Below are 12,305 nucleotides of genomic sequence, written 5' to 3'. Positions count from 1 at the left end.
TATGCCGCGCGCATGGCGAAAGCGATTACACGTGATTACATGACTGAAGCGGCGATCAGGGCCCGTGCCGTCGGGCGACGCCGCGACGCCGGGCGGCCTTGGGGCGTCCACGCCTGAACGTCCTGACGGGTTGCGCCAACCGCAGACACTTCCCCTCCCCGCATTTGTTCCCGCGACGCAAGACTGTTGCTCCACGGTGGGTATTCGAGATCGCGGCCGGCGCGCCTACAGTTTGCCCATCGGATCCAACGATCCGTTCGGCACCGAAGCCGAGACCCCTTCACCTATCGAGGCAAATCATGAGCGCATCCAAAGTCATTATCGTCACCGGCGCATCGCAAGGCATCGGCGCGGAAACCGTCCGCGCATTCCGCGCACGCGGCCATCGTGTCGTCGCGACATCCCGTTCGATCGGGCCGTCGAACGATCCCGATCTCGTCACCGTTGCGGGCGACATCGGCGACCCGGCCGTCGCACGGCGCGTGGTCGACGCCGCCATCGAGCACTTCGGCCGCGTCGACACGCTCGTCAACAACGCCGGCATCTTCGTCGCGAAGCCGTTCACGCAATACACCGCGGACGACTATGCGCAAGTCACGAGCGTCAACCTGAGCGGTTTCTTCCACGTCACGCAGCATGCGATCGCCGCGATGCAGAAGCACGGCAGCGGACACGTGGTGAGCATCACGACGAGCCTGATCGACCACGCGAACAGCAACGTGCCGTCGGTGCTCGCATCGTTGACGAAAGGAGGCTTGAATGCGGCGACGAAGTCGCTCGCGATCGAGTATGCGAAGGCCGGCATTCGCGTGAATGCGGTGTCGCCCGGCATCATCAAGTCGCCGATGCATGCGCCCGAATCGCACGCGACCCTCGCGGCGCTGCATCCGGTCGGCCGCATGGGCGAAATGAGCGACATCGTCGACGCGATCCTGTACCTGGACTCGGCACCGTTCGTCACGGGCGAGATTCTGCATGTCGACGGCGGCCAGAGCGCCGGGCATTGAGCCGCGGCGTCGAAGCCGCGAGCCGGCGCGCCTACCGCGATGCGCGGGCCCGTCTGGTGCGTGTCCCGGCCGCCGGCCTGGCGGGCGCGTGCGCGAGATGTTCGACCAGAAAATCGACGAACACGCGCACGCGCGACGACATAAAGCGCGCATGCGGATACAGCAGCATGAATGGCCGCGACCGGCCACCTACGCCGGACAGCACGTCCACGAGCGTGCCGGCGCGCAGATCCTGCTCGACGATGAAGCGATAGGTCTGGAACAGGCCCGCACCGCTGCGTGCGAGCGTCACGCCGGCGAGGTAGTCACCCGACGTGCCGTAACTGCCGGTCGTCGCGACGTCGACTTCCTCCGGTCCATCGTTGAACAGCCACGGCACCGGCCGCCCGCTGCTCGGCAGCTCGAATTGAATGCACTCGTGCGCATGCAGATCGTCGACGGCGGTCGGCGTGCCCGCGCGCTTCAGATACGCGGGCGTCGCGACGACCACGAGTTCGGCGTCCTCCAGCTTGCGTGCGACCAGGTTCGAATCGGCCGGCGCGCGTCCGCGGATCGCGAGATCGTAGCCTTCCTCGGCGAAATCGATGTTGCGGTTGCTCAGGTGGGTTTCGACGCGTACGTCCGGATACCGCTCGCGAAACGCCGGCAGCAACGGCAGCACGCGATAGTGCCCGTACGGCGTCGGCATGCTGATCCGCAGCAAGCCGGCGGGCGTTGCCTGCTCGCCGGTCGCCTCGCGCTCCGCGTCGACGAGTTGCGACAGCGCGTCGCGGCATTGCTCGAAGTAGCGGCGGCCGGAATCCGTCAGGCGGATCTGGCGTGTCGTGCGCACGAACAGCCGCACGCCGAGACGCTGCTCGAGCCGCGCGACCGACCGGCTGACCGCGGCCGGCGTGACGCTCGCCGCGTTGGCCGCAAGTGTGAAGCTGCCGAGTTCGGCGGCAAGACAGAACAGCTCGATGCTGCCCAGCAGCAGGTCGTCGAATTGTCGTTGCATGGTTCCTGCCGTCTCCGGCATGTGGCGCGCGATGGAGCAACGAGTGTGCATGAATCTCGTGCGGGAAACCAGCGGGCACGCATGGCGTGATTCGTTACATCGCGTCGCGAATCAATTGCCCTGCCGACATTTACCGGCTTCGGCCGCGTGACTACAGTGACTCACAGGCAGCACCGATCGCCGAACCTTTTTCCGCAAGGAGCACGACATGACCGTCGAACAGAAGCTGGCCGACCTCGGCCTCGCGTTACCCGAACCGCCGAACCCGCTCGGCAGCTATACGGCCGTCAGCGAAGCCGGCAACCTGCTGTTCGTCTCGGGACAACTGCCGCTCGTCGACGGCAAGGTCGCCTATACCGGCCGCGTCGGCGAGCAGTTGAGCGTCGACGCAGGCAAGCATGCCGCCCGGCTGGCGGCGCTGAACGTGCTCGCGCAGATCCGCCGGCACCTGGGCGGGTTCGGGCGCCTGCGCAAGATCGTGCGTGTCGAGGGGCACGTGAGTTCGGCGGACGGCTTTTTCGGGCAGCCGGCCGTGATCGACGGCGCGTCGGACCTGTTCGCCGCCGTGCTGGGCGACAAGGCGGGACACGCGCGCTCGGCGTTCTCCCAGCGCCAGTTGCCGGCCGACGCGGCCGTGATCCTCGTCGTGATTGCCGAGATCGACCCGGCGTGACTTGTCGGCCGCCCCATGGGGCGGCGACCGGCCTCCCCCCGCGCTACACGGCCGTGAGCGACGCCGGCACGCCGGCTTTCCGAATCAGCACGTCGGGCGTCAGACCGCTGCACTGCTCGACGCCCAGCATGGCCATGTTCCGGTCCACTTCGTCGCGCAGCAGGCCGATCGCGTGCATGACGCCGGCTTCGCCGGCCACGGCCGCCGCATAATTGAACGGCCGCCCGACGAACACCATGCGCGCGCCCATCGCGACCGCTTTCAGTACGTCCGACCCGCGACGAAAACCGCTGTCGATCATCACCGGATAGTCCGCGCCCAGCGCCCGAACCACGTCGGGCAGGATCCGCATCGGCGAGACCGCGCCGTCAAGCTGGCGGCCGCCATGGTTCGACAGGATGATGCCGTCGGCACCCGCGTCGCGGGCGATGACGGCATCGTCCACACTGAGGATGCCCTTGATCACCAGTTCGCCCTTCCATTCCTGCCGGATCCGTTCCAGGTGCCCCCAGTCGAGATGGTCGCGGGCCGAGAAATCCCGCTGCACCGTGGACGACAGGATCGGCGCGCCGCGTGTGGCGAAGGAGTTCTCGAAATGCGGCATGCCGTGCGCGAGCAGCGTCCGCGCGAAGGTGCCCGCGAGCCAGCGCGGGCGCACGATGCCGTCCCAGAACAGGCGCGGCCCGGGGCGCAGCGGCGTGGTGAAGCCGGTACGCACGTTGTTTTCGCGATTCGCGGACACGGGGATGTCGACCGTGATCACGAGCGTCCGGTAGCCGGCACGCGCCACGCGTTCGAGCAGCGCGCTGATGCGGCTTGCGTCCCCTGGCAGGTAGGCCTGGAACCAGGTGCCTGGCGCGGCGGCGGCGACCTCCTCCAGGGGAATGAGCGACGAGCCGCTCATGATCGACGCGATGCCCGCGCGCTGCGCGGCACGCGCCAGCACGATATCGCCGCGATAGGCCGACAGCGCGTGGATCCCCATCGGCGCGATGCCGAACGGCGACGCGTAGTGTCGTCCGAACAGTTCGACGCCCTGCTGCCGCTGCGAAACGTTGCGCAGCACGCGCGTTGCAAACCCGTACTCGTCGAACACGGCACGGTTGTCGTCGCGCGTGCGGTTGTCTTCCGCGGCGCCGCTGACGTAGCCGAAGATCGGGCGCGGCAGCGCGCGACGTGCCGCGGCTTCGAAATCGTGAAGGCACAGCATTTTGCGCAGCACGCGCGGCATGTGCGGCACGCGCGCATCGGTCAGGGGGCGGCTTGTTCCGGGAACGGATGAGGCGGAAGGAGTCATGTCTGCGACCTGTTTTCGAATCGATGGTGGAATTTTAGGTACGCGCGCCGTGCTTAAAAAGCGATAATCTTCCAATGAATTTGTTCGATAAAAGCGAAAGACAATGGCCACTCCGACTCTCAAGCAGCTCGACGCGTTCTACTGGGCGGCGACCTGCGCAAACTTCTCGACCGCGGCGCAACGGCTGCATCTGTCGGTGTCGTCGCTGTCCAAGCGCATCAACGAACTGGAGCAGGTCGTCGAGCGCACGCTGTTCGACCGGAGCGGCCATCGGGCCGTGCTGACCGACGACGGCGAGGCGCTGCTGCCGGCCGTGGTGCGGGTGCTCGAGTCCGTGGCCGCGCTGCAGGAATCGGTTGCCAGGGACGAAGGATTGAGCGGCCGGCTGCGCTTCGGCGTCGGCGAACTGTCGGCGCTGACGTGGCTGCCGCGCTTCGTGGCGGCGGTCCAGAAGCTGCACCCGAAGCTGGCGCTGGAGCCGTATGTCGACGTGGGCGCGGCACTGGAGGAGAAAGTCGACGCCGGTGAACTGGATTTCGCGGTGATCGCCGGCCGGTCGTCACGCGGCAGCGTGCTGTCGCAGCCGGTGGCGGAAGCGCGGTTCGCGTGGATGGCGGCCGAGGCGCTGGTCGGCCGCGAGCGCGTGCTGACGCCGGCGCTGCTCGCCAGCCATGCGCTGGTGCTGCTGCCGTCCGGTTCGGGCGTGACGCGTATTCTCGACGACTGGCTGCTCGCGTGCGGCATCAATCACGCGCGCAGGATCGCGTGCAACAACTGGAGTGCGGTGGCCGGCATGCTGGGCGAAGGCGTCGGCATCGGCTTCCTGCCTGTCGACTGGGCGCGCGCGCGGCCGGGCGGCCATCTCGTGCAACTGACGAGCGAGCCGCCGCTGGCGCCGCTTCAATATGCGTTCCAGTGGCGCCGCGGCGACGTGCGCGGGCTGATTCCGTCGATGCTGTCGCTGGTGCGGCAGTACGCGGATTTCCGCTGAACCGTGACTTGCCGCCCGGCGTCAGGCGCGGGCGGTCCCGAAGATGCGTGCCGTCGTCACGCTTCGTCGATGCGCGAGACCTGCTTGGGATCGGGCATCCACAGGTAGCACAGCAGCGACACGAGCACGCATGCCGACACGTAGTAGAAGAACCACGCTTCGTGTCCGATGCTCTTCATCCACAGCGCGACGTATTCGGCCGTTCCGCCGAACAGCGACACCGTGATCGCGTACGGCAAGCCGACGCCCAGTGCGCGCACGCCGACCGGAAACAGTTCGGCCTTGGCCACCGCGCTGACCGATGAATACAGGCTGACGATCAGCAGCGCGACGACGATCAGCGCCAGCGCGGCGCCAGTGGTCTGAACCCCGCGGAGCGCCTGGAAAATCGGCACGGTGCAGAGCGTGCCGAGTACGCCGAACGCGATCAGCAGCGGGCGACGCCCGACGCGATCGGACAGGCTGCCGAAGATCGGCTGCATCGCGACGAACGCCAGCAGGCTGATCACGGAGACCATCGATGCGTCGGCCTTGCTCATCCCCGCGCTGTTGACGAGGAATTTCTGCATGTACGTCGTATACGCATAAAACGCGACCGTGCCGCCGAGCGTCAGCCCGGCCACGATCAGGCACTCGCGTTTGTGGTGAAGCAGGTCGGCGATCGACGCGTGGCGGCGCTTGCTGCGGCGATGCTGCTCGAACGATGCCGTTTCCTTCATGTTGCTGCGCAGGAAGATCGCGCTGCAGGCCAGCAGCGATCCGAGCAGGAACGGGATGCGCCATCCCCAGCTTTCGAGTTGCGCGGTGGTCAGGAAAAACTGCTGCAGCACGACCAGCACGCCCATCGCGAGCAACTGGCCGAGCGACAGGGTCGCGAACAGGAAGCTCGAATAAAAGCCGCGACGGGATTTGTCGGCCATCTCGCTCAGGTACGTCGCCGAGCTCGCGTATTCGCCGCCGAGGCTCAGCCCTTGCAGCAGTCGCGCGAAGACCAGGAGCACGGGCGCGGCAATGCCGATGGTGTCATAGCCGGGGGTCAGGCCGATGATCAGCGAGCCGACGCACATCGCCAGCACCGAGACGAGCAGCGCGGCCTTGCGTCCGTGGCGATCCGCGTACAGGCCGACGAGCCAGCCGCCGATCGGGCGCATGACGAAGCCGACGGCAAAGATGGCCGCCGTGTTCAGCAACTGTACGGTCAGGTTGCCGTTGGGAAAGAACGCCTTCGCGAAGTACAGCGAAAACGCGGAATACACGTACCAGTCGTAATACTCGATGAGGTTGCCTACCGATCCGCTGAAGATGGATCGGAGGTTCGCGAGGGTTCCGGTCGGCCGGGAATCCGTGGCCGTTGCAAGAGGGCTGACGCGCGACACGTAATGTCTCCGTTTCGATTGTGCTTGTGGTCCGTGCAAGTGCGGGCCGTGCGTGGGCCGCTTGCGATCGGGTGCGGCAAGGTTAGAAGAGACGTCACATTGTAGAAAGCGAAATAATGACAAGGAACCTGTTCGCTTTATGGAAAGTCAGGCCGGTGGCTCCCCCTTCCCGCTTCCGTTCCGGCATCGTTCACTGTTCCCCGATTATCAGGGATCGATCGGCGGAAAGTCTTGTCCCGGAAGGCGCTCCGCGTTCCGGATACATTGAAATACAAAATATCGCATGCGATTTAATCGAATACGCTTGACGTGGGTGGTCGCCAAGACCAAACTGCGTCGCATGCGATCGAATCGCATCTGAGACAAACCAGCCAACTGACGGAGCAAATGATGAGCAAGATCGAAAACGTGCTGTACACGGGCAAGACGCATACGACTTCGGGCGGGCGCGACGGCGCGGCGCGCAGTTCCGACGGCCGCCTCGATATCCAGTTGTCGTCGCCGGGCAGCGCCGGCACCGGCACCAACCCGGAGCAACTGTTCGCGGCCGGCTGGACGGCCTGCTTCATCGGCGCGATGCAGCTTGCGGCGCGCGCCGCGAAGGTGACGTTGCCGGCCGATCTCGCGGTCGACGCCGAAGTGGATCTCGGCACCGCCGGCAACGCGTACTTCCTGCAGGCCCGCCTGAACGTGAACGTGCCGGGGCTCGAGCGCGACGTCGCGCAGCGCATCGTCGATGCCGCACACCAGACCTGCCCGTATTCGAAGGCGACGCGCGGCAACATCGACGTCGACATCCGTATCGCTTGAACGTTGCGTCAGGCGGCCTGGCGCCGCCTGACCGAATGCCCGCTTTCCATGGTTTCTTTTCGAGGTGAATGATGAATACCCGACTGATCTCCACCCTTCTCGTCGCTGTTTCGGCCTCCGTTGCCGCACCGGCGTTCTCCAGCGAAGCCGCCGTGACGCGTGCGCAGGTGCGTGCCGAGCTCGCGCAGCTGCAACAGGCCGGCTACCCGCTGAATCGCGCGACCGACGCAACCTATCCGGACGATCTCCAGGCCGCCCTCACGCAGACCCACGCGGCCGATGCGGTCGCGAGCAACGACCCGGCGTCCGGCTACGGCGGCAATGGAGATGCGGCAACGCAATCGGGCCGCCGGCATGCGCTCAGCGTGGCCGACCGCTCGGTGTATTTCGGTCATTGAGCGCGGTGCGTCGTCGATACGCGAACCCTGAATCCCTTCTCATCCTGTTCTGTCGAGGTAAATGATGAAAACCCAATTGATCGCAGCCCTTCTCGTGGCCGTTTCCGCCTCCGCTGCCGTACCGGCATTCGCCGATGAAGCCGTCGTGTCCCGTGCGCAGGTGCGTGCCGAGCTCGTCCAGCTCGAACAGGCAGGCTATCGGCCGGGCCGCGCGAACGATCCGCACTATCCGGACGATCTGCAGGCCGCGCTGACACGCATTCACGCGAACGACACCGCGGTGGCCGACGCGGCGACATCCGGTTACGGCAGCGATGCCGTCGCCGCGACGCAATCGGGCAGCCGGCCCGCGACACGCATCGCCGAACGCTCGATCTACTTCGGTCATTGAACGAAACCGCGAACGGCGCCGGTTGCCGGCGCACGGTGCGCAACCGCTGAATCCTTATTTCTTGTCGAGGTGAATGATGAAGACCCAACTGATCGCCGCCCTTCTTGTTGCGGTGTCGGCCACCGTTGCCGCGCCGACGTACGCTGGCGAAAGCACCGTGACGCGTACGCAGGTGCGTGCCGAACTGGCCGCGCTGCAGAAGGCCGGCTACCTGCCGAACCGCCCCAACGACCCGAACTATCCGGACAACCTCCAGGCTGCGCTGCGCCGGGTCCACGACAACGATGCGGTTGCAGTTGCGGTCGAGTCGCAGGCGTCCGGTTACGGCGGCGACGCCGTCAGTGCGACGCAGTCGGGCAGCCGCAGCGCGGTTCGCACGGCGGAGCGGTCGATCTACTTCGGCCATTGAGCATGGCGTGTCGGAATCGCCGCGCGCATCCGGGCAGTTCGGTACGACGTGTGAGGAACGGGGGCGCGCGAGCACGACGCGCGCCTCGTCGGACTTCGACGGAACGCAGCGTTGCAGGCAGACGTGCATCCGTTACTTGCGTCGGCCCGGGAATCGATCGTGCGCAGCGCCGATGCAGCCGCTGGTTCTCGCGATCAGCAAGCATGCAGGAAGAGACAGCAGGCAGAGCAGCCCCCCACTCCGGCGCGCGTTCACGTTGATGGATGTCCGTGCGTCGATGTCCCGGCGCCACTTGAATTGAGTGACGGCGTATGGGGATTCAGCGTGGCATCCAGGCCGCGCAAAATAGTTGCTTCCGCAACCACATCACGATGCAACCGTACACCGGGCCACTGACGACGAACCGCATCGATCCGGCGTTCGAAGCGATACACGATGGCCGGCGGAAAGTTCATCCACGCGACACCAACCCGGACGGCGCGAAGGCGCATGGCCTCCAGGTAGCGCGCTGGAATCGGGCAGCGCGGCACATAGGTGAACTGGTAGAACGCGCCCTCCGCAGCGAGGTGGCGCGCGAACGCGCAGTGAACGATCGCGACGGCCTGTTCGACCGGCATCGCGACGAGCGGCAACCCGCTGACGACGGCATCCGCGCGCGCGCCGCCGAAGAAGTCGCCCGTCATGCCGAGTTGCGCCGCATCCATCTGCATGATCCGCAGCGCGGGAAACTGCTGCCGCAGTGCGCTCGCGAAAGCGGGATCGGCTTCCACCAGCACCAGCCGGTCGCTCGCGACGCCGCGCGCGAGCAATGCGCGCGTGAACACGCCGGTGCCCGCACCGAGTTCGATCACGGCGGCACCGTCGCGCGGAATATCGGCGGTGATCAGCGCGGCGAGCGCCGGGCCGGACGGCGCGAGCGCACCGACCCGGCGCGGATGGCGCAACCAGGTACGCAGGAACAGCATCCATTCGGGGATTCGCATCGACAGGCTCCAGGCGGGATCGATCGGTCAACGACAGGTCGGACTAGGCGGCCGCGTGCGCGGCCAGGTAACCCGCCGTGATGAACAGCGTGTTCCATAGCGCGATGCCGGCCGCGGCGCCGGACGCGAATCGCGCGAAACTCGTTTCCAGCAAGCCGGCGAGCGCCGGTGCGACGAGCCGGACGAACGGCACCAGTTGCGACCAGAGTGCGAGCCGCGCGGGCCGCGCGCGGATTCCCTCGATCAGCGCGTCCATTCTTGCGGGCTGCAGCCTGCCGAGCGGCGCGATGCGGCGCAGCAGGGTCAGCACGCTGTCTTCCGGCCACAGGTTGCCGAGCGCGTAATGCAACAGGCAGCCGGCGAAGCTGCCGAGCGCTGTGACGACGATCGCTTCCGGCAGCGTCCATGCGCCTTGCGCGCAGGCGACGCCGATCATCGTGAGGAGCACGTGGGACGGCAGCACGGGAATCAGCCGTTCGATCAGCGACAGGCCGACGAGGCAGGCAATGCTGTTGGCGCTGGCCAGGCTGAGCGCGAGGCCGAACGGGACGAGCGTGGCGAACTGGTTCATCGCGCCGCTCCCGCGCGGCGGGCGCGCGCCATGCACGACGCGCGCAACCTGCGCGACCTTCCGTGCCAGAATGGCGCGCACCGGGACGGCGCGAAGGTGGAACCTCGTGCCGCATTGCGTTGCAGCAACGGAATTGAAGGACGTGACACGGTCATCGCGAGCCTCTCGGGAAAACGCCAGATGCATTGCACCGGCAATGCGGCGATCGGCACGCATCGTGGCCCCCTGGCTTTAAGAAGTTTTTAATCGCGGTCCGTCAGGCTGGCGACCTCGCCATTCGAGGAGCGAAACCGATGCATATCCTGTTGGTAGAAGACGATGTGATGCTGGCCGACGCCGTGTGCGCCGGCCTCCGGCAGAACGGCTGGCACGCGGACTGGTCGGCCGACGTGCCGGCCGCGCGGCTCGCGCTCGTCGGCCACGACTACGACGCGGTGCTGCTCGACCTGCAGCTGCCGGGCGCGTCCGGCTTCACGCTGCTCGCCGCGATGCGCGCGAACTACGACCCGACGCCGGTATTGATCGTGACCGCGCGCGACCAGCTCAGCGACCGGATCCGTGGCCTCGATGCCGGCGCCGACGACTATCTCGTGAAGCCGTTCCAGCTCGACGAGCTCTATGCGCGGCTTCGCGCGCTGACGCGCCGCAGCCAGGGCCGCGTGTCGGAGCGTCTGGTCTACCGCGACGTGCACGTCGATCCGGCACGCAAGGCAGTCACGCGGGCCGGCGAACCCGTTGCGCTCAGCATCCACGAGTACCGCACCCTGCTCGCGCTCATGGAGCGGCAAGGCCGCGTCGTCACGCGCACGCAGCTCGAAGAGCGCGTGTACGGCAACGACGGCGCGATCGAAAGCAACACGATCGCGGTGTACATCCATCAACTTCGGCGCAAGCTCGGCGACGAACTGATCGTGACGGTGCATGGCTTCGGCTATCGCGTCGGCGAGAGCCCGGCATGAAGTCGCTACGCGTGCGCCTGCTCGCGACCGTGATGGCGGCGGTCGTCGTGTTCTGGGCGAGTTGGGGGGCGTTTCTCGGCATCGGCCTGTGGCGTGAACAGCGCGGCTGGCGCGACGGCATGCTTGAGAGCGCCGCGCAACTGCTGCTGCTGTCGTTGCCGGATGCCATCGATCGCCTGCCTGCCGCGAATGCCCAGGCAGTGATGCCGAAAGCCGCGTATGGCAAATACGACGTTGCGTTCCAGATCTGGGTCGACGGCCGCAACGTCATGCACAGCGCGGATGCGCCGGGGCCGGCGCTCAAGGCCGACCTGCGGGACGGATACGGGGTGAGCACCGGTCGTGGCGCCGCGCACGACGAGACCTGGCGGGTCTACTCGCTGTCGGATCCGGCGGGCCGGATTCACGTTCAGACGGGCGGGCCGGCCACGACCTGGCAGGAGAAGGCGAACAACGCGCTGCAACTCGGGCTGTTCAATACGGCGGTGATGCTCGGGATGCTGGGTGTCGTGATCTGGTGGGTGATCCGCTGGTCGTTCGGGCCGGTGCGAGACGTCCAGCAGGCGATCCAGCGCAAGGCCGCGTTCGATTTCTCGCCGTTGCCGCTCGTGACGCTGCCGCGCGAACTCCGCCCGCTCGTCGAATCGTTCAATCGGCTGCTCGCGCGGCTGAGTCAGGCTGTCGACACCGAGCGCCGTTTCATCGGCGATGCGGCGCACGAGTTGCGCACGCCGCTGGCGGCGTTGTCGGCCCAGGCGGAAGTGGCGTTGCAGGCGGACAGCCTGGCGGACAAGAACGAGGCACTGCGCCGGCTCGCAACCGGCGTCGAGCGCAGCGCGCGGCTATCCGGGCAATTGCTCGAACTGGCGCGGCTGGATGCGGGGTCGCGCACCGAACAGCATGGGCCGGTGGAGCTGTCGCGGCTCGTTGCGCTGATCGCGAGCGACTTCGACACGACGGCGCAGGCGCGCCGACAGACGATGCGGATCGCGGTCGAACCGGTGCGCGTCTGGGGCGACCTGGACGAAATCGCCATTGCGGTGCGCAACCTGATCGACAACGCACTGCGTTACGGCCGCGACGGCGGGCGGGTCGAGATCACGTGCGACATCCGTGCCGACGCGGACGGGGCGCGGGTCAGGCTGCGTATCGCGGACGACGGGCCCGGTGTGCCGGCCGGCGAGCGCGAGCGAATCCTCGAACGCTTCTACCGGGTACCGGGGACGGTGCAGCCGGGCAGCGGCATCGGCCTGTCGCTGGTCGCGCGAATCGCCGAGTCGCACGGCGGGTCGGTCGAGGTGACGGCCGGTATCGGGGGGAGCGGGCTGGCGGTGATCCTGTCGTTTCCGATCTGGGTGGATCCGGCGCGCTGGCAACGCTAGCACGGGGTTCGGCAACACGTGCCGCGCCTGCCGCACCGTGCCGGTGACGCGATCGATGCTG

The 12,305-nt window shown here is 67.0% G+C and carries 13 protein-coding genes and 1 pseudogene; 9 read left to right on the top strand and 5 right to left on the bottom strand.

Annotated features, from left to right (window positions below):
• Positions 1 to 299 precede the first annotated feature (299 nt).
• Positions 300 to 1,007, top strand: a complete 708-nt coding sequence (locus tag ACPTTF_RS09070; protein ID WP_423370969.1) for an SDR family NAD(P)-dependent oxidoreductase — start codon at positions 300 to 302, stop codon at positions 1,005 to 1,007.
• 31 nt (positions 1,008 to 1,038) lie between these two features.
• Here the strand turns inward: ACPTTF_RS09070 and ACPTTF_RS09065 are convergent, their stop codons facing one another.
• Entirely contained in the window at positions 1,039 to 2,004 is a 966-nt protein-coding gene (locus ACPTTF_RS09065; protein ID WP_423370968.1) for a LysR substrate-binding domain-containing protein, read from the bottom strand.
• Between the two features lie 208 nt (positions 2,005 to 2,212).
• Here ACPTTF_RS09065 and ACPTTF_RS09060 point away from each other — a divergent pair, with 208 nt between their 5' ends.
• Entirely contained in the window at positions 2,213 to 2,677 is a 465-nt protein-coding gene (locus tag ACPTTF_RS09060; protein WP_423370967.1) for a RidA family protein, read from the top strand.
• Positions 2,678 to 2,720: 43 nt separating this feature from the next.
• On the opposite strand, the gene ACPTTF_RS09055 is transcribed toward ACPTTF_RS09060, so the two are convergent.
• Positions 2,721 to 3,974 carry an alpha-hydroxy acid oxidase gene (locus tag ACPTTF_RS09055; protein ID WP_423371864.1) on the bottom strand — a complete coding sequence of 418 codons (1,254 nt, stop codon included), beginning with the start codon at positions 3,972 to 3,974 and terminating at the stop codon, positions 2,721 to 2,723.
• A gap of 103 nt (positions 3,975 to 4,077) precedes the next feature.
• Here ACPTTF_RS09055 and ACPTTF_RS09050 point away from each other — a divergent pair, with 103 nt between their 5' ends.
• Complete coding sequence (locus ACPTTF_RS09050) at positions 4,078 to 4,965, top strand: LysR family transcriptional regulator (protein WP_166964484.1); 888 nt, start codon at positions 4,078 to 4,080, stop codon at positions 4,963 to 4,965.
• Between the two features lie 56 nt (positions 4,966 to 5,021).
• Here the strand turns inward: ACPTTF_RS09050 and ACPTTF_RS09045 are convergent, their stop codons facing one another.
• A complete protein-coding gene (locus ACPTTF_RS09045) occupies positions 5,022 to 6,341 on the bottom strand; it encodes an MFS transporter (RefSeq protein ID WP_423370966.1) in 1,320 nt (439 codons plus the stop codon).
• Positions 6,342 to 6,731: 390 nt separating this feature from the next.
• Between ACPTTF_RS09045 and ACPTTF_RS09040 the strand changes: the two genes are divergently transcribed.
• The 4 genes from ACPTTF_RS09040 (at position 6,732) to ACPTTF_RS09025 (ending at position 8,349) form a co-directional block, all read left to right on the top strand.
• Complete coding sequence (locus tag ACPTTF_RS09040) at positions 6,732 to 7,151, top strand: organic hydroperoxide resistance protein (protein ID WP_423370965.1); 420 nt, start codon at positions 6,732 to 6,734, stop codon at positions 7,149 to 7,151.
• A gap of 71 nt (positions 7,152 to 7,222) precedes the next feature.
• A complete protein-coding gene (locus ACPTTF_RS09035) occupies positions 7,223 to 7,549 on the top strand; it encodes a DUF4148 domain-containing protein (RefSeq protein ID WP_423370964.1) in 327 nt (108 codons plus the stop codon).
• Positions 7,550 to 7,613: 64 nt separating this feature from the next.
• On the top strand, positions 7,614 to 7,940 hold the full coding sequence (locus ACPTTF_RS09030) for a DUF4148 domain-containing protein (protein ID WP_166964477.1): 327 nt from the start codon (positions 7,614 to 7,616) through the stop codon (positions 7,938 to 7,940).
• 73 nt (positions 7,941 to 8,013) lie between these two features.
• Entirely contained in the window at positions 8,014 to 8,349 is a 336-nt protein-coding gene (locus ACPTTF_RS09025; protein ID WP_423370963.1) for a DUF4148 domain-containing protein, read from the top strand.
• Positions 8,350 to 8,726: 377 nt separating this feature from the next.
• Here ACPTTF_RS09025 and ACPTTF_RS09020 read toward each other — a convergent pair.
• Positions 8,727 to 9,332 (bottom strand): annotated as a pseudogene (locus tag ACPTTF_RS09020) (class I SAM-dependent methyltransferase); the annotation flags it as partial.
• A 43-nt stretch (positions 9,333 to 9,375) separates the two neighbouring features.
• Positions 9,376 to 9,903 carry a DedA family protein gene (locus ACPTTF_RS09015; protein WP_166964708.1) on the bottom strand — a complete coding sequence of 176 codons (528 nt, stop codon included), beginning with the start codon at positions 9,901 to 9,903 and terminating at the stop codon, positions 9,376 to 9,378.
• A gap of 293 nt (positions 9,904 to 10,196) precedes the next feature.
• On the opposite strand from ACPTTF_RS09015, the gene ACPTTF_RS09010 reads away from it, so the two are divergent.
• Together ACPTTF_RS09010 and ACPTTF_RS09005 are read left to right on the top strand one after the other, a co-directional pair.
• Positions 10,197 to 10,862: a response regulator transcription factor gene (locus tag ACPTTF_RS09010; protein ID WP_423370962.1), complete on the top strand. Its 666-nt coding sequence runs from the start codon at positions 10,197 to 10,199 to the stop codon at positions 10,860 to 10,862.
• Positions 10,859 to 12,244, top strand: a complete 1,386-nt coding sequence (locus ACPTTF_RS09005) for an ATP-binding protein (protein ID WP_423370961.1) — start codon at positions 10,859 to 10,861, stop codon at positions 12,242 to 12,244. Before ACPTTF_RS09010 ends, ACPTTF_RS09005 begins: the two co-directional genes overlap by 4 nt.
• Positions 12,245 to 12,305 lie beyond the last annotated feature (61 nt).

The sequence above is a fragment of the Burkholderia crassaminum genome (assembly GCF_964265005.1).
GTDB lineage: Bacteria > Pseudomonadota > Gammaproteobacteria > Burkholderiales > Burkholderiaceae > Burkholderia.
The sequence above is the reverse complement of the archived record's forward strand: the minus strand, read 5'-3'. Positions and strand labels throughout refer to the sequence as shown.